This window comes from Sellimonas catena (assembly GCF_027924685.1).
Classification (GTDB): Bacteria; Bacillota; Clostridia; order Lachnospirales; family Lachnospiraceae; genus Sellimonas; species Sellimonas catena.
In genome coordinates, this window is the sequence record NZ_BSBO01000001.1 from 26,533 (window position 1) to 47,021 (window position 20,489).

A 20,489-nucleotide genomic window follows, 5' to 3' on the forward strand; every position below is an offset into this window, starting at 1 on the left:
GTATACCATACCTGCAGCAAATTCTCCATGCTTCAGTCACTTTTTCTACAGAAAAGTTTGGAGTCTTCCACATATCGGAGAATCCAGTATGGATTGATACTGATTTCTTCGTCCGGCTCTTCCAGATAAATCCCAAGATGCAGGTGTACCGGGAATTTACCCGTTGTCCCCTCGTCTCCGTATCCGCTGTCACCCATATACCCAATCAGGTCGCCCGCCTCTATCTCCTCCCCGATTTCCACATCCGCGTAAGAATCCAGATGAGCGTAATAGAAATAGCCTCCGTGAGGTGCCGTGATCCCGATCCGCCATCCTCCTTTCGGAAGCCATCCTTTACTTGTGACCGTTCCATCCGTCATGCTGACAATCGGGAAAATCCCTCTTTTATTTTCGGATGCCATCAGATCCGTCCCCTCGTGTCCCCTCTTTCCTCCGTAAGTCCGCTCATACATCCAGGAATCTTCGTAGGTGACGGTAAGATCCGGCTCCTCTTTCCAGAACATAACCGGAAAATACCGGACATCCGCCCAGATCTTTTCGCAGGCTGCCATATAGGCGGAATAAGACGGGCTGGCCCGCCACTGTTTTTCGATCTTCTGAAAATTCTGCTTTGTCAGTGAAGGAAAAGAAATATCCGAGTGGAAGTTCTGTTCCAGAAGAAACAGTCCGGCCGCCCGTCCCGGTTCTTTGGAAGTTCTCATATACGAGACCATCTCCTCTGTCAGTTCATGACTGCGGAAAAACTCTTCCGAAACAACGCTTTTGCCAAGGGAAAAATAGGATGCGTCATTTTGAAATTTGGGAATGGCAGCTCCTTCCAGAATCAGAAGAAGAACCAGTATCAGAAACTGCATATATCCTCTGCGTCTCTGCATATGTGCCAGCTTCCCCCTTTTTGACTAGTAGTATGAAATGTCCGGCCGGGATATGACAAAGAGTTCCGCAAGAGGAACTCTTGCGCCGAGCGCAGTCGCTTTAGCGACTAATTTTCTGCTTTGCGCGAGTACGCATCCTGCGGAGCCTTTTTGTTTAACAGGGAATGAAGTTTCCTGTTAAACAAAAACTGCCGGTTCATCAGGGAATCCGGCAGTTTTGTTTTCAGATTTGAATTTAATAAAATTTCGCGGTTTCATCGACGCTTTTTCTCTTCGGCATTTCCGGATCTACATCCGCATATCCGACTCCGATCACGCTGACAACGATCTCTTCTTCCGGAATCTCAAATACCTCTTTCAGTTTCCCGGCATCCCGGATTCCCATTACAAGGGTTCCCAGACCAAGTTCGGTCGCTTTCAGAAGCAGATTCATATTCTGCATGCCGCAGTCGTAGCATCCCCAGCCGTCTTCCAGTTCATTGGAGGCAGTACCATCCACATTGTATCCGGAACGGCCCTTAACGATGGTGGAAACGATCAGAACCGGGGCATCTTTTGTATTATTGCGGTTAAACTCCGGCAGCGCTTCTCTTACCTTTTTCAGTGCCTCTTCAGACTGTGCGACATAATATCTCGTAACCTGAGAATTCTTCCAGGACGGAGCAAGAATAGCCGCCTGGATCATCTGGCGGATTTTCTCAGGCTCCACCGGTTTTGCCTGATATTTCCGGATACTTCTTCTTGTTTCCAATGCATTCTGTAATTCCATAATATCCTCCTTTTCAGAATAAAGAGTTCCGCTTGCGGAACTCTCGCGCCGAGCGCGGTCGCTTTAGCGACTAATTTCTGCTTTGCGCGAGTGCGCATCCCGCGGAGCGTTTTTTGTTTAACAGGGAACGGAGTTTCCTGTTAAACAAAGAGTTCCGCGCCGGCAGCATTCCTGTCACCGGCGCGGCGTCCACATTCTGTTTTATTTCAGTTTTGCGAGAACCACTTTGATCATTTCCCATACACGCGCGGTTGACTCGATATCCAGACGCTCATTGACAGAGTGTACATCCGGGATATCCGGTCCGAAGGAAACACAGTCCAGTGTCGGCTTTTTCGCAGACAGAAGGCCACATTCCAGTCCGGCATGTACAGTAGAAATCACGGCATCCTTACCTGTGACTTCCTTGTATGCTTCCGCCATCAGAGGACGTATTTTTGATTCTTTCTGATACATCCATGCAGGATATTCTCCACTCTCTTCATGAGTGCCTCCAAGCATTTCAGCCCATGTCCGGAAAATGGATTTTAATTCCTGCATCTGGGAGTTCACGCTGCTTCTCAGATAGTACATCAGGGAGATGGCTGTCTCATCAGTTTTTACAATACCAAGATTCAGGGAAGTCTCTACCACACCTGGAAGATCTCTGCTGAGTCCCTGTACACCGTACGGTGTGCAGACCATTGCAAAAATCACTTTCTTTGTGACTTCTTTTGTGAGTGCCTGTACCGTCTCTTCCGTGACGGTAACCGGAACCTGAAGATCCGGTTCATCAGAGGAAAACTCTGCCTTTAATGTAGCTTCCATGTCAGATACAATCTCCTGAGCCTTCTTCGGATCTGCCACTGCAATTACTGCTTCTGCCGTACCGGCAATGACATTATCTTGGGAACCTCCACTTACGGATACAAGAGCAATCTCAGTACCCTGATCGAGATGATTCAGGATTCTTCCCATGATTTTATTTGCGTTTCCACGCTGCTCGTGGATCTGGGATCCGGAATGTCCTCCCCGGAGTCCTCTTACTTTGATTCTCATCACAGAACCGCTCTTTTCTTCCCGCTCTGCAGGAATCTTCAAAGTCTCAAGAACACCTCCTGCACAGCCTGCAAGAATAATGCCTTCCTCTTCTCCGTCGATGTTGAGGAAAATATTTCCCTTGATCTGTGACATGTCAAGGGCATTGGCTCCGCCCATTCCGATCTCTTCGTCTGTTGTCACAATAACTTCCAGCGGCGGATGCGGAATATCATCGCTGTCGAGAAGCGCAAATGCGTAGGCAATGGCAATTCCGTCGTCACCGCCAAGTGTTGTTCCTTTCGCTTTTACATATCCGTCTTCTACATAAAGCTCCAGAGGATCATTCTCAAAATCGTGATCTGAGCCCTCCACTTTCTCGCAGACCATATCCATATGTCCCTGCAGAATGACCGGCTCCGAATTTTCATATCCAGATGTTCCCGGCTTTTTGATGATGACGTTCCCCGCATCGTCCTGTATGTATTCCAGATTCCGTTTTTTTGCAAAGTCCACACACCAGTTGCTGATTTTCTCATCGTAAAATGTTCCTCGCGGAACAGAGGAAAGCTCCTCAAAAATCTGAAATACTTTTTTTGGTTCTAATTGTTCCAGTACTGCCATTGTTATCTCCCTTTCTCTCGTTTTTTACCAAATCTAAACTTATTATAGCATAGTGCTTCTAAAATCACCATATTTTTCATACAATTTATTGACTATTTTTACCAAAGGAACGATTTTGAAACGTTATTTTTTTGTCATTTTCACGATTTTCCTATTTGTCATCATGCTGTTGTTTCCGGGAGATGTATTTCAGGGGGCCAGGAACGGGCTGCTGCTCTGGTTTGAGACGGTACTTCCGACTCTGCTTCCTTTTCTGATTATTGTCAATATCATGCTGAGGACCAGTCTGATCCGGCACATTTCACGCCTTGTCTATCCGGTCCTCGGACCTTTGTTTTCTGTCAGTCCGGGCGGCTGCTTTGCGGTGCTTACCGGATTTTTATGCGGTTATCCCATGGGTGCGAAGGTCACGGCGGATCTGGTGCGGGACCGGAGGATTTCATCCCGCGAGGGGGCATATCTGCTCTCTTTCTGCAATAATACCAGCCCTGGTTTTATGGCCGGGTTTGTAGTATGCCAGACGATCGGGGACCCTTCTCTTGTCTTTGGATCCATGATAATTTTTCTTCTTGTTCCCGTGGTACTGAGCTTCGCCTTTTGCAGGATCTATCTGAAAAAAGAAACCCATCCGGCACCGACAGTTTTTCACGGAGACAACGGACGTTTTTCCATGGATGTACTTGATCTGTCAATTATGGACAGCTTTGAAACGATAACCAAAATCGGGGGATATATTATTGTATTTTCCGTATTTCTGGAACTTGCGTGCAAGCTCCCCTTCGCCGGTACTCTTCCAGGCAGGCTGCTGCTTTCTTTTCTGGAGATCACAAATGGAGTGGTAATGCTGGAAACACTCCCTCTTCCCTTTTCGTTACGCTATGCCTGTATCATGGGACTTTGTGCCTTCGGAGGATTTTGTGCCGGTGCACAGACAAACGGCATGCTGAATGGAAGTGGTCTGAAAATCACTCCGTATATTGCAGAAAAACTGGCTGCCGGTGCGGCAGCCAGTCTCATGGCGTATCTCTATATTCAAATACTGTAGCAGCTATTATTCCTCATCCATAGCCTGAGCGAACTCTGCTTCTGTCTCATCCTGAATCCGGAGTTCCTCGCGGTCATTGCGTACCATGTCGTAAGATTCCTGAAGGGAATTGACAAGGCTGTCATACTTGGATGTATAATTATCCAGCGCATGTCCGATCATATTTTCTACTTTTGCCATCAGATCATCTGCATATCCCATGGCACCCATGCGGAGCTGGTTTGCATCCTCAGTCGCGCTGTCAATAATCTGCTGTGCCTGTTCCGTAGCAGCCGCTACGATCTCGTTTGCCTGTGCATATGCCTGCTGCATGATTTCATGATCACTTACAAGCTCGTCTGTCTTTGCTTTTGCTTCCTGAATCATCGTATCTGCCTTTGTCTGGGCATCTGCAAGGATTGCGTCTTTATTATCGATGATCTTCTGATAACGCTTGATCTCTTCCGGCGTCTTCATTCTGAGTTCTCTCAACAACTCGTCGATCTGATCTTTGTTCACAATAATCTTTGTCGTGGATAATGGCTGGAACTTACAATTATCTATGTATTCCTCAATTTCATCAATAATCTGCTCAATTCGGCTGCTCATAGTTACACTCTCCTTCTTACTTCGACAAATCCTGTCATTTACTTTGTTATTCTATCACGTTCCACGAAAGAACTCAACGTCTTTCGACAAAAATATGCCTGTTTGTTTTATATTTTTTTTCTTTTATAATCTCGTATCCCATCTCCTCCAGAAAACTGAAATCAGTATCCAAAGATGCCTCCAGAATGATCAGTGTATCCTCGCTGACGAGTGAAGAAGATCTCAGATAATCAAATACTTCAAACTCTGCTCCCGCATGATACGGCGGATCCATGAAAATGAAATCGAACGGCGCTTCTCCTTCCATTTTTCTCAGTGCGCTGATGACATCCGTTTTCATCAGGACCGCCCGATCCTCCAGTCTGGTATGTTTCAGATTGTCACGGATGCAGGCTGCCGCCTTTTGGTTTTTTTCTACAAAATACGCGGTCCGCGCGCCACGGCTTAATGCTTCAATCCCGATGGCTCCGCTGCCGCTGAACAGATCAAGAAACCGGCAGTCGGCAAGTTCCGGGGAAATCATATTAAACAGTGTCTCCTTGATCCGGTCTGTTGTCGGCCTTGTGTCAAGCCCTTCTATCGTTTTTAGCTGCAATCGTTTTGCACTTCCTGCTATTACACGCATGTTTTTATTCCTTTCTTCCACCTGAAAAGGCAGTATGATTCTGCCACTTATTATATCGGATGGATCCTTTTTCTGTCAAATCACTATCGGGCAGAGCTTGAGTATTTTTTTAGACTGTGATACACTTTTTGAGAAAAGGAGGAATACTGCTATGAAATATTTTATTGCATCCGATATCCACGGATCCGCTTTTTACTGCAAGAAAATGCTGGAAGCATTTAAAAACGAATCCGCCGACCGTCTGGTTCTTCTTGGAGATATCCTCTATCACGGCCCGCGCAATGATCTTCCTGCGGAATATGATCCGAAGAAGGTGATTGAACTGCTCAATCCTCTTGCATCACGCATTTTCTGTGTGCGTGGAAACTGTGACAGCGAAGTCGATCAGATGGTTCTCAATTTTCCTATTCTTGCAGACTACTGTCTGATTTCCGAAAAGGACCGGATGGTTTTTGTTACACATGGTCATCAGTATAATCTGCAGACACCACCGCTTCTTCAGGAAGGAGATATCCTGCTTCACGGACATACTCATGTGCCTGCATGTACAAAAACAGAGACCTTTACTTATCTGAATCCGGGATCTGTCTCTCTTCCAAAAGAAAACAGCCGGCATAGCTATATGATTCTTGAAAATGGTACCTTTCACTGGAAAACTCTGGAAGGAGAGGAATATCAGATCTATTCCATGTAAGAAAAACGGCAGAGGCATCCGTCATGATTTTCACGCGATGCTCTCTGCCGCCTTTTTATGATTCTGTCATTCTTTCATGACAATTTCCATCTTTTGTCCGGCAAAGCGGATTCCCGCTTCGTCAAGTGCAAGTTTCGTCTTTTCCATGATACTCGCCCGTATATCCCAGTATACATCGGATTTCAGCCATAGTCTTACGCAAAGTCTCACGTAACTTTCTGCCAGATCATCCACAAAAACCGTATGCTCTTTATCCTTGATTACTTCCGCCTCCTGCTCCATTACATGCCGGATAATCTTCTGAGCAGACTGCAGATCCTCATCGTATCCGATTCTGACATAAAAATCCAGCCGTCGAAGATCCATCGCTGTTACATTGGTCAGACTGTTGTTTGATAAACTTCCGTTTGGTATAACGATCGTCTTGTTGTCAACAGTGGAAAGCTTTGTATAGAAAATCTGAATCTCTTTAACAGTTCCTTCCAGATTATCCGTATGCTCAATAATATAGTCTCCTACTGTAAATGGTCTCAGAAGAAGAATCAGCACTCCTCCGGCGAAGTTTGACAAGCTTCCCTGTAACGCAAGACCGATTGCCACACCTCCGGAAGCAAGAAGCGCTGCTACCGAAGAAGTATCCACTCCAAAACGCACAACAATTGTTAAAATCAGTATTGCGTACAGCCCCGTCTTCAGACAGGAATCCACAAACTGCTCTACCCCTTTGTCTGCATTGGACCGTTCGATGGAAGCGCGGACGAGTTTCCGTACCCAGTTGATCAAAACCCTTCCGATCGCAAAAAAGATCAGCGCAAAGATCACACCGATTCCGAATTCAATGACCTTTGGCAGATTTTCATTCAGGAAATTGACAGCAAAGTTTGTCTGTGTCTCGACTTCCTGCTGAATATTTTCGGTTACCCTCTCTGTTACATTTTCTGTCAGAAGTGTGTAATACATGGTGGTTGATTTCCCTCCTGTGTTTCTTTCAGGGCAAGAAAGGCGGCAAGACTCCCCCGTCTGCCGCCGGACGCCCTGTGTGAATATAATAGCTCCGGATTGCAGTTCGTACAGATATTCGTCACCGCAATGTGTTCCGTCAAAATGCCGGCCTCGGCAAAGACCACTTCATTTGCTTTCCAGAGGTTAAGCTGATATTTCCCGTCCGGTTTTTCGTAGAACAGTGTTTCCCAAAGCCTGGGAGAAAAAGACTCCCGGAACGCATCAATGACATCTCCGCTCACTTCATAGCATGACTGGCAGATGGACGGGCCGATACATGCCAGAGTATCCTCCGGGCGGCTTCCATAGACTTCCTGCATCTTCTTCACCGTTTCCAGGCCGATTTTTGCCACAGTCCCGCGCCACCCGGAATGGGACAGACCGATCACCTTCCTGACCGGATCCAGAAAAAACAGCGGAACACAGTCTGCATAAAATGTCACAAGGCAGAGTCCCGGCACATCGGTGACAAGGCCGTCAACATTATCGTAATCTACCGGACAGACAATTCCTTTTCCACGATCCTCCTCTGTGACAATACGGACATTGGACGTATGTGTCTGTCTGGAAAAGACCATGTCAGAAGTCCGGACGCCGATTGCAGCGCCGAACCGTTCAAAATTCTCCCGGACAGATGCATCTTCATCGCCCCTTGTGAAGCTCAGGTTCATGCTCTCATAGATTCCGGTACTCACTCCGCCCATGCGGGTGGAGAATCCATGATGTACCAGACCGCTCTGCTCAAGAAGCGGAAACGACAGATACGGAACGTCTCCTGCTCCGGTGCGGCACACAATATCATTCTGATTGTTTGTTGTTTTCCATGTTTTCATAATCTGTTACCTGTTATTCCTGAAATTCAAATGCATGTTCAAAGTGCGTGATCTCCTCTCCAAGGACGGCAATCACATCAAAGCGGACCGGGCTCTCCAAAAGCCCATGGGTTGTAAGATAGTAAAGTGCAGCCCTGCAGATCCGCCGCTGCTTTCTCTGGTCAACCGCTTCCTCCGGCCGTCCAAGAGACGTGCTGCTCCGGTATTTGACCTCTGCGAAAACGATACAGTCCCCTTCCTTCGCAATCAGATCAATCTCCCCGGCACGGCAGCGGAAATTCCGTTCCAGAATCTGAAAGCCTTTTCTCTCCAGAAAGGCTGCCGCAAGATGTTCCGCAGCATTTCCTTTGTCTTTCTGATTCATCCGGCATCCTCCGTTACACAAAGTGTGTGATAAATGTGCTTCTGTGAATCGGGGACGGTCCATATGTTTTCAGTGCCTCGATGTGGTCTTTGGATCCATACCCTTTATTGGACGCGAATCCATATTCCGGAAGTACTTTGTCGTATTCCACCATCAGCCGGTCTCTTGTCACTTTTGCAATAACACTGGCACAGGCGATGGAAATGCTTTTCGCATCTCCTTTGATAATCGGGACCTGTGGAATCAGGACATCCGGAATCGTGACCGCATCATTGAGCAGCAGATCCGGCCGGACCGTCAGCTTACTCACTGCTTCCCTCATTGCCTCATAAGTCGCCTGCAGAATATTGATTTCGTCAATTCTCTGCGGTCCCGCCATCCCGATTCCTACTGCAATCGCTTTTTCCATGATCTCGCCATAAAGCTCTTCCCGCTTTTTGGCCGAAAGTTTCTTTGAATCATTGATATAGAGGATTTGGCAGTCCTTTGGCAGGATCACTGCCGCCGCTACCACCGGGCCGGCAAGCGGCCCTCTCCCCACTTCGTCAATCCCACAGATATAATCATAGGACTGATATTTCTTTTCGTACCGGCACATTTCCTCCAGACGTATCAGCTCCTGCTTTCTGGCCTCCTCCTGCTTCCGAAAAGAGTGAAGCAGTTTCTGAACGCCGGAACGGGAATCACCTTCGTATTCCGAATAAAGCGCATTCCAGCTCTCCACAGGGGTTCGCCCGAACTCTTCTTTTATTTCTTTGATTGTTTTACTCATGTACAACAAACCCCATTTCATCAAACGGATAAATCCGGATCCAGGCTCTTCCGATCAGATCCTCCCTTTTCAGTACTCCGACACTGGCGTCCCGGCTGTCCGAGCTGTGGTTCCGGTTATCGCCCAGGACAAAATATTCATCGTCGCCAAGCTGAATCGGCTCCGCGGCAATTCCGGCATCCTCCATCGGCTCTGCCCCGTAGTCTTCTCCGAGCAGTTCCCCGTCAATATAGACTTCCCCGTCTTTCACCTGGACCGTCTCTCCCGGCAGGCCGATAATCCGTTTGATATAATATGTATTCTCTTCATATTTGTACGGAAAAACGATGATTTCATAACGTTTCGGATCACGGAAACGGTACGACAGCTTATCTACAATCAGGTTGTTTCCGTCATGAAGTGTCGGCTCCATGGACCGGCCGTCTACTACAGTGCGTACTCCGACAAATGTGATAATCAGCCAGGAAAGCAGCAGGACAATGCCAATATAGATGATCCAGTCCATCACTTCCCTCGCAGCTGATTTCCTTTTCCCCTTTTCTTCTTTATCCTCTTGTTTCATCTTTGTCTCCCCTTATTCGTAATCCTCCGGAATTTCCAGCGTCAGCCTTCCAAGCTTTCCGCTTCGGAAATCATCCATAAATAATACAGCCGCTTTCTCTAAGTCAAGCTCTCCTCCCTTTGTCAGGCAGTGTTTCTTTTCTGCGATCAAACGCAGTGTTTCGTACGGATCCCGGCTTTCCTCTATCTCGTAATGTTCTTCCGTCAGATTCGGGTATCTGCCCTGCAAACGCCGGATCAGCTCTGCAGCAAGCTCTTCTGTATTTAAAATCTCATCTTTGATTGATCCAATGAAAGCCAGCTTCATCCCGACTTCCTGATCCTCAAACTTCGGCCAGAGAATTCCCGGTGTGTCCAGAAGCTCCACCTGCTTATTCAGACGGATCCACTGTTTCCCCTTTGTCACACCCGGCTTGTTTCCGGTCTTGGTGCAGGCCTTTCCAGCCAGGGAATTGATAAAGGTCGACTTTCCTACATTCGGAATTCCGACTACCATGGCACGGACCGGTCTGTTCAAAATACCGCGTCTTCTGTCACGTTCGATTTTCTCCCTGCAGGCTTCCTGAATCACCCCGTTGATGGATTTGATCCCTGCTCCGCTTCTGGAATTCACCTTCACAACGGAAAAGCCCTTATCTTTGAAATACTTCTCCCATTTTTCGTTGCATCCTTCCGATGCCAGATCTGACTTGTTCAGAAGGATCAGTCTTGCTTTCTGTTTTCCAAGTTCATCGATGTCCGGGTTCCGGCTGCTGACCGGAACTCTCGCATCCACAAGTTCGATAATCAGGTCAATCAGTTTGATATTTTCCTGCATCATTCTTTTCGCTTTGGTCATATGACCCGGGTACCATTGAAAATGCATAGGTGCCTCCTTTTATCTATATAAATCCAAAATTTCCTTTTGTCGAAAGAACAAACCATGCTTTGCCTTCGATCTCGGAACGTTTTACATTCCCGATATCTGCCATTCTGCTGTCTTCACTGTTCCTGCGGTTATCGCCCAGAACAAAATACTCATCTCCGTCCAGAGTGATCTCCTCCGAAGCGGTTCCGGCATCCTCAATGGCAGTTGTTTCGTACTTTTCTTCCAGCTTCTCGCCGTCAATATAGATTTCCCCGTCCTTGATCTGAACAGTCTCTCCGGGAAGTCCGATAATCCGCTTGATATAGGATCGGGCGTTTTCATTGCCGTTTGGCTTGAATACAATAATATCGCCGCGTTTTGGCTTGCTTGCGTCATAAATCATTCGGTTTACCAGAACGATATCCCCGTCCAGCACTGCCGGACGCATGGAATCTCCTGAATTTTTCACCTGTCTTCCAAAATAAAACACAATGACAAGTGCCAGCAGGCATATAAGAATAATTTTAAATGCCCAGATTCCGACAGTACGGATCAGGTCATAATCAATCTGCTTTTTTTCTTTTCCAAACTGTATTCTTTTCTTCATGTAACATACCTGTTTATTTAACACAAAAGGGGCAATCATACATGAATGTACCTTGCCCCTTCCCATGTCCTATTTAACTAATTCTTTGACCTTTGCTCTCTTACCTACACGGCCTCTTAAGTAGTTAAGTTTTGCTCTTCTGACTTTACCTCTTCTTACTACCTCTACCCTTTCTACGTTTGGAGAGTGCAGCGGCCATGTCTTCTCAACGCCCACACCGTTGGAGAATTTTCTTACTGTGAAAGTTTCTCTTGTGCTTCCGCCCTGTTTCTTTAATACAGTTCCTTCAAACACCTGGATTCTTTCACGGTTTCCTTCTTTGATTTTACCGTAAACTTTTACAGTGTCTCCCACGTTAAACTGTGGTACGTTTTCTTTGAGCTGTTCTGCTTCAATCTTTCTGATGATTTCGTTCATTGTGTGACCTCCTTGATTCTTTTGACGTTCTTAATACTTGATATACCGTATCAGAGGACCATCTCTTTCTTCTCACAACAGTCCTAGTGTATCATATAGTCTTTAGGATTGCAAGCTGTTTTTTCTATATTCTTCGAGGAATTTCTGCTCTTTTTCCGTAAGTTCTGCTTTTTCAAGCAGATCCGGCCTGTTTTCAGCAGTCCGGATAATTGACTGTTCCCTTCTCCACTTTTCAATGTTCGCATGATGACCGGAAAGAAGTATCGGCGGCACCTGTTTTCCGTGCCACGTCTCCGGCCTGGAATACTGCGGGTATTCCAGAAGGTGATCCTGAAAACTCTCAAACTCTGCCGAAACATCATTGTGAAGGACTCCAGGTACCAGCCTTGATATTGCGTCTATCATGACCATGGCCGCGAGTTCTCCTCCTGTCAGGACATAGTCTCCGATGGAGACATAATCTGTCACAATCTCTTCCAGTACTCTCTCGTCAATCCCTTCATAGTGGCCGCAAAGCAGGATCAATTCATCCTCTTTCGCTAATTCTTCCGCCATTTCCTGGTTAAAGGTCCTGCCCTGTGGAGACAGGTAGACAAGCCTCGGTCTTTTTCCTTCCTTTGATGCCTTTGTCTTCTGACAGACGGCCTCATAGCACTGAAAAACCGGCTCTGCCTGCATCAGCATTCCTGCTCCGCCTCCATATGGATAATCATCCACGCTCTGATGCTTGTTAAATGCGTAATCCCGGATATTGACCGCGTCAATGGATAACAGACCTTTTGCCTCGGCACGTCCGATGATACTGGTCTTCAATCCCTGTTCTACCATATCCGGAAACAATGTCATAATGTGAAAATTCATCTGTGTTTCCTTCCTGTTACTGGATCAGTCCCTTCATCAGATGAATCTTCATCTGCCTCTTTTCCGGATCCACATCCAAAATACATTCGCGGATGGCCGGAATCAGAACTTCTCCCTGCTTTTCTGTCTGAATGATGTAAACATCATTTGCGCCTGTTTCCATGACATCGCTCAGGCGTCCGAAACAGGAACCGTCCTCCGTCACTACATCCATGCCGATCAGGTCGGCAATGTAGTATTCGTTTTCATCAAGCGGCACGGCGTCTTCTCTTGCAACGAGAAGCGGGCGGCCTTTATAGCGCTCGATATCATTTATATTATCGATTCCTCTGAACTTCAGAATGACCATCTGTTTAAAATAACGGACATTCTCAATCTCCAGCGTCATCTGTTCTTTTCCTGTATCCAGTATGACTTCTTTCAGCTCCTGAAAGCGTGTCTTCTCATCCGTGGTAGGAAAGACCTTTACTTCACCTCTGATTCCGTGTGTGCTTGAAATCACTCCCACCTGCAGAAACTGTTCCATACGCTTCTCCTTCTCTATAAAAATGAAGAACAGTCCCGCACATGCCCGGCATGGCAGCCTGTTCTTGCTTTTGCAGTCCGCAGACATCACTGCTTAAGTGATATCTACGACTACCTTTTTGTCTTCTTTTGCGGCGGCAGCCTTTACAACAGAACGAATTGCTTTCGCAATACGGCCCTGCTTGCCGATCACCTTACCCATATCGCCTTCTGCCACATGAACTTCGATGACCGTAGTCCTGCCTTCCACCTTTTCCGTAACTACTACCTGATCCGGTTCATCAACCAGAGCTTTCGCAATTACTTCTACTAATTCTTTCATATGCAGGCACCTCCGACGTCTGGACTATTTTTCGATACCAGCTGCTTTAAAAATCTTGCTTACAACTTCTGTCGGCTGTGCTCCGTTGTTTAACCATTTCTTTGCTGCTTCTTCGTCTACCTTGAAAACGCTCGGATCTTTTGTCGGATCGTAAGTACCGATTTCCTCGATGAACTTACCGTCTCTTGGGGAACGGGAATCAGCTACAATGATTCTATAGAAAGGAGCTTTTTTCTGTCCCATTCTTCTTAATCTGATTTTTACTGCCATTTGTTTCACCTCCACTATACTGTTTCTCTTTTATTTATGTTAAAAAGGTAATTTGAATTTTCCCTTTTTACCACCTTTGCCGCCCATCATTCCAGGCATCTGCTTCATCATCTTTTTCATCTGTTCAAACTGCTTGCACAGCTTGTTCACTTCCGAGATGTCCACTCCGGCGCCTTTTGCAATCCGGTGCTTTCTGGAAGGTGTCAGGATATCCGGATTTCTCCGCTCCTTGACTGTCATCGAGTAGATGATAGCCTCCATCCGCTCCATCTTCTTTTGCGCATCATCGGAATCAATGTCAGGCATCTTACCTTTCTTTCCCATCATGCCGCCGATTCCCGGAAGCATGCCGAGGATATTTCCAAGGCCTCCCATGTTTCTCATCTGCTTCATGGACTCCAGATAATCTTCAAAGTCAAACTGGGCCTTCCGAAGCTTCTGTGACATCTCTTTTGCCTTGTCCTCGTCAATGTCAGCCTCCGCTTTTTCAATCAGAGTGAGGATATCACCCATACCAAGGATTCTGGATGCCATCCGGTCCGGATAAAACTGCTCCAGATCGGAGAGCTTCTCACCCATACCAACATACAGGATCGGGCACCCTGTCACGGCTTTGATGGAAAGTGCGGCACCGCCTCTTGTATCACCGTCAAGCTTTGTGACAATGACACCGTCTATTCCAATCTTATCGTTGAATTCCTTTGCAACATTGACCGCATCCTGACCAGTCATGGCATCCACCACAAGAATCGTCTGGTGTACGGTCACTGCCTCTTTAATCTCCTGGAGTTCTTCCATCATATCTTCATCAATGTGAAGACGTCCGGCCGTATCCAGGATTACAATGTTGTTTCCGTTCTTCGCCGCATGCTCCATGGCCGCTTTGGCGATATTTGCAGGTTTATGTTTCTCTCCCATGGAAAATACTTCTACACCCTGCTTCTCCCCGTTAATCTGAAGCTGCTGGATCGCCGCCGGACGGTAAACGTCACAGGCAACCAGAAGCGGTTTCTTGCCTTTGAGCTTGAACTTCCCTGCAAGCTTTGCGGTAGTGGTCGTCTTACCGGCTCCCTGTAACCCTGCCATCATGATGACGGTCGTTGCTTTCCCAGGTTCCAGCTTGATCTCCGTAGTCTCAGACCCCATCAAAGAGACAAGCTCTTCGTTTACGATCTTGATTACCATCTGTCCAGGATTCAGTCCATTCATAACATCCTGTCCGACCGCACGTTCCTGCACGTTTTTGATAAAGCTCTTTACAACTTTGAAGTTTACATCGGCTTCCAGGAGAGCCATCTTGACTTCTCTGAGGGCCGCCTTTACATCCTCTTCTGTCAGCCGTCCCTTGCTTCGCAGATTCCGGAATACATTCTGAAGTTTCTCTGTTAAGCTGTCAAATGCCATTCTATAACTCCTCTATGATTTCATCTGAAATCTGCCGGATCTCGCGGATCAGAGTCTCTTTCTCCTTTTCCTGCCAGGTGTCCAGCAGACGGTCAATCTGATGTACCTTCTCTTTTACTGTAAGAAACTTCCGGATTAGGTGGAGCTTCTCCTCATACCCCTCCAGCGTCTTTTCGCACCGACGGATCGTATCGTGGACCCCCTGCCTGCTGATGCCTCTCTCTTCGGCAATCTCACCGAGGGAAAGATCCTCCAGCATAAACTGTTCATATATTTCTTTCTGGTTTGCTGTCAGCAGTTCGCCGTAAAAATCATACAGCAGAGCACGCATTACGATTTCATCCATGTTTCTCACCTGTGACATCATACTATAAATAAAATGCGGTGTCAAGAGGAAATGCTTGACACCATAAAAAATTTTTTACAGCTTTGGATTGAGCAGTTTTTCGATGTTTAACAGCCCTCTTCCCTGAATGTTTGCATCCTTTCCCATGTCATCCGCGCTCATCAGAAGACGAAGCTTGACTTCCACATTTTTCATATCCGGATATTTGCTCAAAAGAAGCGCCGCTGCCCCGGATACAATGGGAGCGGACATGGAGGTGCCGCTTTTTACCGAATACATCTTCTGATTCTTTTTCTGTCCGAATCCGTTGCAGGAACGGATATAGGATCCGGGGGCCACCAGATCCGGCTTGCAGACGCACTCGAATGTCGGTCCTCTGCCGGAGTAATTCGTCCCGACTTTTCCAAACCGGTCTTTTTGCTCTCCGTCATCGGACGCTCCGACTGTGATCACTTTTTTGCTGACACCGGGAATCGTTACAGTTCCACTCCTGGGGCCGAAATTTCCGGCTGCCGTAACAACTACAAGGCCCTCATCCCACATCCGGTCCACCCAGTGCAGAAGCTCCGCCTCTTCCTCGTCTCCACGGTGGGGAAGGGTTCCGATCGAAATGTTCACGATCCGGATCTCCCATTTTTCCCGGTTTTTCAGGATCGCCCGGATGCCTTCTATCAGATGCCGGATCTTTCCTTCCCCTTTCTGATCCAGCACCTTAACGGCCACAATCCGGGAAGCCGGAGCGATGCCTGCATACACTCCGGACGACATTTTCCCTGATCCTGCAATGATGCCTGCCACATGAGTGCCATGAGAATTATCGTCATACATCCGCCTTTTTCCATGCAGCATATCACCAAATGCGACAATCCGTCCCTCCAGGTCCGGGTGCGGTGAGATACCGGTATCCAGCACCGCCGTCGTGATCCCGTGCCCGTCGATATGACCAAAGAGTGTATCGTCACAAAAATAATGAACGTTTTCCTTAACCCGTCTCACGCAAAAAACTCCTTTTCTTTCATCCTATTCAAGAAAAAACCTCTGTGTGAGCGCCTTATATTTTCTCTTTGGAAATATTTTGAAATCAAGGAAACACTTACAAGCCCTGCTACATAGTATAACATTGTAAATAACAAATATGGAGGCAAAAAAATGAGTGACTTAAGTGCAACAAACTGTGGATGCGGATGCGAATCTTCTTCTGGTTTCGGAGGTAATTCCTGCCTGTGGATCATCCTTCTTCTGTGCTGCTGCGGCGGATGCGGAGGAAACGGAAGAAGCGGTTTTGGCGGCGGATGTGACAACTGCCTGTGGATTATCCTTCTGCTCTGCTGCTGCGGCGGATTTGGCGGAAACGGATATAACGACAACGGCTGCTGCTAGTGCCTGCTGACAAAAAGGGGAGGCGGGGTAAAACATCCCGCCTCCTCTTTTCTTCTAATCAAATGTTACCACATCATTGGCCGGTTTCTTTGCTGGAAGAACCTCTTCCAGGTAAAGAACCGGTCCTTTTTCTTTGTACTGCTTCATATATTCATACCGGAACGAAACCGTTACAAATACCCAGTCTCTGTTCTGATAGGGAATCTCCTCTTTACATTTACAAAGATACCCAAGAAATGTAATGTCCTCCTCGCAGCAGGTCATCACAAAACGGCCCGGCACAAAAAATCCACCTCCCAGTTTCTTGTTTTTATATACCTGTGCAAGAAACCTGAGCTTTTTGTTTTTGTAATGCTCCGGGTGCTCCATGGCGTCCAGATACCAGATGCCGTAATCGATCTCATCAATCTCGATCACCGGCGCATTCAGATCAAACGGCAGATCCTCCTCTGTATTCTCAACCGGCTCTCCGTCCTCATTTTCAAAAACGATCTGTGCTCTCGGATTCATCACCTTGATGCTTCTGCGGATCCTGGCTTTATCCGTATCGTCCTCTGTCCGGTTGACAATAACCAGATCAGAATAAAGAAGCGGAGCCAGAAACATATTTCTCATATTCAAAAGATACATCTCTGCCGTGCCTGCATCCACAGTAGAGAGTACTGCTCCAATCTCCCATCCCGGCGGAAGCTTCATCTCCAGCATCCGGTTCAGATCCCATGTGCCGTTGAACTCGATCATGACATGATCCGGACGGTAGTTCAGTTCCAGTCCCTCAAGGAAGAATTCATTAAGTTTTTCCTCCTCGTCTACCACGTATTTGATGATTCCGTTTTTCTTAAGCCACGCTTCGTCGTACTCCTCATCCCCCTCTTCACAGACAATCAGAAGTGTCTGATTGTAGTCAAGAAAGTCCGGGCTGTGCAGCGCTTCATTAATTAAAGTTGTCTTCCCGCTGTCCAGAAATCCTGTAAAAAGTTCTACTACTGTTTCCATCTGGCACTCTCCTGTCTATACATGCAGTGTCTGCTGAATGTTATCAGTATGGATATCGGTTCCGATCACACAGATCTTTCCGGTATAATCCGCTTTGGTGTCACGGATCTCATATTCTCCCGGCACATAGTCAAACTCCATCCAGCTTCCGTCAGTTCCCTCGACGATTCCCTTTGCTCTTAAAATGGTACCGTATGTTTCTTCATCTGCAAGAGAATCCAGGAACTGTTCAATCTCGGAACGGTCGTATTTCTCTACGGTCTCTGTTCCCCAGCTTGTAAACACATCGTCTGCATGATGATGCCCTTCATGATCGTGGTGGTGATGTTCATGACAGCCGCAATCTTCGTGATCATGGTGATGCTCATGTCCATGTCCTTCATGGTCATGATGATGCTCATGGCAGCCGCAATCTTCGTGATCATGGTGGCAGCATCCGTCATGATCATGGTGAAGGCATGCTTCATTGAGAAGATCCGTCGGCTTGGAAGTCTGCTCTACCGCATTACGGATCACTTCCCCGTCAAGCTGATCCCATGGTGTTGTGATGATGGCAGCATCCGGGTTTTCTTCCCTGATCAGAGCAACAGCCTCTTTGAGTTTTGAGTCTGTCATGGACTGGGTCCTGCTCAGCACGATCGTTGCGGCATGTTCAATCTGATTGCTGTAAAATTCACCGAAGTTCTTCAGATAGATCTTTACTTTCTTTCCGTCTGCTACTGTGATACAGCTGTTCAGTTCGATTCCGCAGTGTTCCTCTACATTTCTGACCGCTCCTGCCACGTCAGACAGCTTGCCCACACCGGACGGCTCAATGATGATACGGTCCGGATGATACTGATCTACGACTTTTTTCAGCGCTTCGCTGAAATCTCCCACGAGGGTACAACAGATGCAGCCTGAATTCATCTCGGTAATCTCGATCCCGGCATCTTTCAGAAATCCGCCGTCGATTCCGATTTCTCCGAATTCATTTTCTATCAGTACGATCTTTTCCCCCTGAAATACATCCGTCACCAGACGTTTGATAAAGGTGGTCTTTCCGGCTCCGAGGAAGCCGGAGATAATATCTACTTTTGTCATAATGCATCCTTCTTTCTTTTTTCATCGTCTTTTATCATAGCAGTTTTTTGTCTTTTTTAAAAGACTTCTGTTGTAAAAAAGAGCAGGACCGGCTGCTCCGGTCCTGAAAATTTCCGCAGTTGAAACAGACGTTATCCATTGCATCTCCGGTCTATTTCCTGTTCTGACGTCTTACTGCTTTTTCCTCATCTTCTTTATTAACGTGAACGGCGAGAGTCTCTTTATCATATTCGGAACTTTTTTGCTGCAGCATGCATTCTTCATCCAGTTCATAAACCGTATTCCCGTCCAGAATCAGTTTTCTTGGCATGTCTCATTCTCCTTTTCCTTTTTCTTCCAGTATATGATGCCCGCATATTTTCGGTTTTATTCACATATATATTTACAACGCCGGATCAGATAGGAGATGCAAACATATGAAGAACAAAACTCCATTTCCCATGACACCTTTCGATATGCTGGTAGTACCTGAACATCTTCATATTATGAAGCTGTTCCTCCCCTATCTGCCTTCCGGCACTCAGAAAATTCTGGCTGTTTGGATCAAATATATGGAGCTTCATAATACACTTGCATATTTCCGGAACTTCCCTCATTTTGGCCTGGGGGAATGTCTCTCGCCAAAACAGGCGGGCGCAATGGAAATTTTCGAAGAGCTCCGCCCGTATATGAAGGAAGACGAGGCCGAACAGATCGATATGGCTCTTTCCGCCATGAGCATGATGGAAATGATGAATGCTGTCGGTCCCGCAGAAGAACATCCCGGCCCGGCAGATCTGCTCCGGTCTATGATGCCTTCCGGCACGGACGACATGTTCGATCTCTACAGTCAAATGTTTGAAAAAGGAGGCGAAGCTGAAGATGAATCCGAAGGACAGCCAGTGGGCGGAATGGATGAAGAATCCTGCGATCCGGAACCTGGATCCGCTGAAACAGGAACTGATACGGACAGCATTTGACAGGACACAGGGAAAAACAGGCCGGAATCTGGCGCCTGTCATGATGTCTTTGATCACTCAGGCAAATCAAAAAGGAATCCGATTTTCCGAGGATGAAATGACTTTGATTCTCCAGTTTTTAAAGGAAGGGAAAAGCAAGGAAGAACAGGCCCGAATCGACCAGATGGTCGCCTTTGTCAATGCTGCATGGAAAAAGAGGAACTGAATACAGTTCCTCTTTAAAATCCTTCTTCTTTTCTCATCAGGCGGTTTTCTCTTCTTTTCAGAGCCCCTTCCCATTCGGCCTTTTCTGTCTCAGACTCGACTATCAGACGGGGAACTTCTTTTGGACGGTCATTTTCGTCCAGCGCCACTACCGTAAAATAAGCACGGTTGATCGGCCGGCGCATGCCGGTCGGATCCTCCACATAGGTATCTACCCTGATTTCCATGGATGTGTGTCCTGTATAAGTCATTTTCGCCCGGATCACAACCATATCATTTTGATAAGCCCCGCGGATGAACCGGAGATTATCTACTGAAGCTGTTGTAATATTGCTCATGCAATGACGCTTTGCTACAATACCGGCTGCCTCGTCAATCCACTGCATCAAAACGCCCCCAAACAGACGGCCGGCTGAATTCAGATGGGTAGGCCGCACCAGATGGACCGTCTCCACCATGGAATCCTCGACTCTCTTTGGTATGATTTCACTCATAATTT

General features: G+C 47.0%; 29 protein-coding genes. 5 read left to right on the forward strand and 24 right to left on the reverse strand.

Annotated features, from left to right (window positions below):
• Positions 1-32: 32 nt before the first annotated feature.
• The 3 genes from Selli1_RS00150 to Selli1_RS00160 all read right to left on the reverse strand — a co-directional run bounded on the left by Selli1_RS00150 (position 33) and on the right by Selli1_RS00160 (position 3,285).
• Positions 33-875, reverse strand: a complete 843-nt coding sequence (locus Selli1_RS00150; protein ID WP_243424854.1) for a M23 family metallopeptidase — start codon at positions 873-875, stop codon at positions 33-35.
• 235 nt (positions 876-1,110) lie between these two features.
• Positions 1,111-1,644 (reverse strand): nitroreductase family protein, encoded by a 534-nt coding sequence (locus Selli1_RS00155; RefSeq protein WP_087252341.1) that lies wholly within the window; start codon positions 1,642-1,644, stop codon positions 1,111-1,113.
• Between the two features lie 201 nt (positions 1,645-1,845).
• Complete coding sequence (locus tag Selli1_RS00160) at positions 1,846-3,285, reverse strand: aminoacyl-histidine dipeptidase (RefSeq protein WP_087167841.1); 1,440 nt, start codon at positions 3,283-3,285, stop codon at positions 1,846-1,848.
• 115 nt (positions 3,286-3,400) lie between these two features.
• Here Selli1_RS00160 and Selli1_RS00165 point away from each other — a divergent pair, with 115 nt between their 5' ends.
• Positions 3,401-4,330, forward strand: coding sequence for a transporter (locus tag Selli1_RS00165; RefSeq protein ID WP_242960111.1), 930 nt, complete (start codon positions 3,401-3,403; stop codon positions 4,328-4,330).
• 6 nt (positions 4,331-4,336) lie between these two features.
• On the opposite strand, the gene Selli1_RS00170 is transcribed toward Selli1_RS00165, so the two are convergent.
• Both Selli1_RS00170 and rsmD read right to left on the reverse strand, forming a co-directional pair.
• Entirely contained in the window at positions 4,337-4,918 is a 582-nt protein-coding gene (locus tag Selli1_RS00170; protein ID WP_087167840.1) for an ATPase, read from the reverse strand.
• Positions 4,919-4,991: 73 nt separating this feature from the next.
• Positions 4,992-5,543 carry a 16S rRNA (guanine(966)-N(2))-methyltransferase RsmD gene (rsmD, locus tag Selli1_RS00175; RefSeq protein WP_087167839.1) on the reverse strand — a complete coding sequence of 184 codons (552 nt, stop codon included), beginning with the start codon at positions 5,541-5,543 and terminating at the stop codon, positions 4,992-4,994.
• Between the two features lie 151 nt (positions 5,544-5,694).
• Here rsmD and yfcE point away from each other — a divergent pair, with 151 nt between their 5' ends.
• Complete coding sequence (gene yfcE, locus Selli1_RS00180; protein ID WP_191426745.1) at positions 5,695-6,237, forward strand: phosphodiesterase; 543 nt, start codon at positions 5,695-5,697, stop codon at positions 6,235-6,237.
• 66 nt (positions 6,238-6,303) lie between these two features.
• Here yfcE and Selli1_RS00185 read toward each other — a convergent pair whose 3' ends face one another.
• From Selli1_RS00185 to Selli1_RS00255, 15 genes are all read right to left on the reverse strand, one after another.
• Positions 6,304-7,197: a mechanosensitive ion channel family protein gene (locus Selli1_RS00185; protein ID WP_281871988.1), complete on the reverse strand. Its 894-nt coding sequence runs from the start codon at positions 7,195-7,197 to the stop codon at positions 6,304-6,306.
• Positions 7,179-8,072, reverse strand: coding sequence for a peptidoglycan editing factor PgeF (gene pgeF / locus Selli1_RS00190; RefSeq protein WP_087252337.1), 894 nt, complete (start codon positions 8,070-8,072; stop codon positions 7,179-7,181). The genes Selli1_RS00185 and pgeF overlap by 19 nt, the downstream gene beginning before the upstream one ends.
• 13 nt (positions 8,073-8,085) lie before the next feature.
• Positions 8,086-8,436 (reverse strand): YraN family protein, encoded by a 351-nt coding sequence (locus Selli1_RS00195; protein WP_087252336.1) that lies wholly within the window; start codon positions 8,434-8,436, stop codon positions 8,086-8,088.
• A 13-nt stretch (positions 8,437-8,449) separates the two neighbouring features.
• Positions 8,450-9,208 (reverse strand): ribonuclease HII, encoded by a 759-nt coding sequence (locus Selli1_RS00200; RefSeq protein ID WP_087252335.1) that lies wholly within the window; start codon positions 9,206-9,208, stop codon positions 8,450-8,452.
• Positions 9,201-9,713, reverse strand: coding sequence for a signal peptidase I (gene lepB / locus Selli1_RS00205; protein WP_405595590.1), 513 nt, complete (start codon positions 9,711-9,713; stop codon positions 9,201-9,203). The genes Selli1_RS00200 and lepB (Selli1_RS00205) overlap by 8 nt, the downstream gene beginning before the upstream one ends.
• A gap of 69 nt (positions 9,714-9,782) precedes the next feature.
• A complete protein-coding gene (gene ylqF, locus Selli1_RS00210; protein ID WP_204863849.1) occupies positions 9,783-10,634 on the reverse strand; it encodes a ribosome biogenesis GTPase YlqF in 852 nt (283 codons plus the stop codon).
• Positions 10,635-10,650: 16 nt separating this feature from the next.
• Positions 10,651-11,223 carry a signal peptidase I gene (gene lepB / locus Selli1_RS00215; protein WP_281871993.1) on the reverse strand — a complete coding sequence of 191 codons (573 nt, stop codon included), beginning with the start codon at positions 11,221-11,223 and terminating at the stop codon, positions 10,651-10,653.
• 69 nt (positions 11,224-11,292) lie between these two features.
• Positions 11,293-11,640 carry a 50S ribosomal protein L19 gene (gene rplS, locus Selli1_RS00220; protein ID WP_087167831.1) on the reverse strand — a complete coding sequence of 116 codons (348 nt, stop codon included), beginning with the start codon at positions 11,638-11,640 and terminating at the stop codon, positions 11,293-11,295.
• 102 nt (positions 11,641-11,742) lie between these two features.
• Positions 11,743-12,501 carry a tRNA (guanosine(37)-N1)-methyltransferase TrmD gene (gene trmD, locus Selli1_RS00225; protein WP_281871996.1) on the reverse strand — a complete coding sequence of 253 codons (759 nt, stop codon included), beginning with the start codon at positions 12,499-12,501 and terminating at the stop codon, positions 11,743-11,745.
• A 16-nt stretch (positions 12,502-12,517) separates the two neighbouring features.
• A complete protein-coding gene (rimM, locus tag Selli1_RS00230) occupies positions 12,518-13,027 on the reverse strand; it encodes a ribosome maturation factor RimM (RefSeq protein ID WP_087167929.1) in 510 nt (169 codons plus the stop codon).
• Positions 13,028-13,120: 93 nt separating this feature from the next.
• Positions 13,121-13,348, reverse strand: a complete 228-nt coding sequence (locus tag Selli1_RS00235) for a KH domain-containing protein (protein ID WP_087167829.1) — start codon at positions 13,346-13,348, stop codon at positions 13,121-13,123.
• Positions 13,349-13,372: 24 nt separating this feature from the next.
• On the reverse strand, positions 13,373-13,618 hold the full coding sequence (gene rpsP / locus Selli1_RS00240) for a 30S ribosomal protein S16 (RefSeq protein ID WP_087167828.1): 246 nt from the start codon (positions 13,616-13,618) through the stop codon (positions 13,373-13,375).
• Positions 13,619-13,657: 39 nt separating this feature from the next.
• Positions 13,658-15,022 carry a signal recognition particle protein gene (gene ffh, locus Selli1_RS00245; protein ID WP_087167827.1) on the reverse strand — a complete coding sequence of 455 codons (1,365 nt, stop codon included), beginning with the start codon at positions 15,020-15,022 and terminating at the stop codon, positions 13,658-13,660.
• Between the two features lies 1 nt (position 15,023).
• Positions 15,024-15,368 (reverse strand): YlxM family DNA-binding protein, encoded by a 345-nt coding sequence (ylxM, locus tag Selli1_RS00250; RefSeq protein ID WP_182466514.1) that lies wholly within the window; start codon positions 15,366-15,368, stop codon positions 15,024-15,026.
• 75 nt (positions 15,369-15,443) lie between these two features.
• Complete coding sequence (locus Selli1_RS00255) at positions 15,444-16,364, reverse strand: S8 family peptidase (RefSeq protein ID WP_281871999.1); 921 nt, start codon at positions 16,362-16,364, stop codon at positions 15,444-15,446.
• Between the two features lie 153 nt (positions 16,365-16,517).
• Between Selli1_RS00255 and Selli1_RS00260 the strand changes: the two genes are divergently transcribed.
• A complete protein-coding gene (locus tag Selli1_RS00260) occupies positions 16,518-16,748 on the forward strand; it encodes a chorion class high-cysteine HCB protein 13 (RefSeq protein WP_087252332.1) in 231 nt (76 codons plus the stop codon).
• Between the two features lie 54 nt (positions 16,749-16,802).
• On the opposite strand, the gene Selli1_RS00265 is transcribed toward Selli1_RS00260, so the two are convergent.
• The 3 genes from Selli1_RS00265 to Selli1_RS00275 all read right to left on the reverse strand — a co-directional run bounded on the left by Selli1_RS00265 (position 16,803) and on the right by Selli1_RS00275 (position 19,137).
• Positions 16,803-17,744 carry a TIGR03943 family putative permease subunit gene (locus Selli1_RS00265; RefSeq protein ID WP_191426740.1) on the reverse strand — a complete coding sequence of 314 codons (942 nt, stop codon included), beginning with the start codon at positions 17,742-17,744 and terminating at the stop codon, positions 16,803-16,805.
• Between the two features lie 15 nt (positions 17,745-17,759).
• Positions 17,760-18,827, reverse strand: coding sequence for a CobW family GTP-binding protein (locus tag Selli1_RS00270; RefSeq protein ID WP_087252330.1), 1,068 nt, complete (start codon positions 18,825-18,827; stop codon positions 17,760-17,762).
• 151 nt (positions 18,828-18,978) lie between these two features.
• Positions 18,979-19,137, reverse strand: a complete 159-nt coding sequence (locus Selli1_RS00275) for a hypothetical protein (RefSeq protein ID WP_281872001.1) — start codon at positions 19,135-19,137, stop codon at positions 18,979-18,981.
• A gap of 106 nt (positions 19,138-19,243) precedes the next feature.
• Between Selli1_RS00275 and Selli1_RS00280 the strand changes: the two genes are divergently transcribed.
• Together Selli1_RS00280 and Selli1_RS00285 are read left to right on the forward strand one after the other, a co-directional pair.
• Entirely contained in the window at positions 19,244-19,786 is a 543-nt protein-coding gene (locus tag Selli1_RS00280; protein ID WP_281872003.1) for a hypothetical protein, read from the forward strand.
• The gene (locus Selli1_RS00285) at positions 19,722-19,991 is read left to right on the forward strand and encodes a hypothetical protein (RefSeq protein ID WP_191433594.1); all 270 of its coding nucleotides are present in this window, start codon (positions 19,722-19,724) and stop codon (positions 19,989-19,991) included. Before Selli1_RS00280 ends, Selli1_RS00285 begins: the two co-directional genes overlap by 65 nt.
• A gap of 13 nt (positions 19,992-20,004) precedes the next feature.
• Here Selli1_RS00285 and Selli1_RS00290 read toward each other — a convergent pair whose 3' ends face one another.
• Positions 20,005-20,484 (reverse strand): acyl-CoA thioesterase, encoded by a 480-nt coding sequence (locus tag Selli1_RS00290; protein WP_242958930.1) that lies wholly within the window; start codon positions 20,482-20,484, stop codon positions 20,005-20,007.
• Positions 20,485-20,489: the final 5 nt, after the last annotated feature.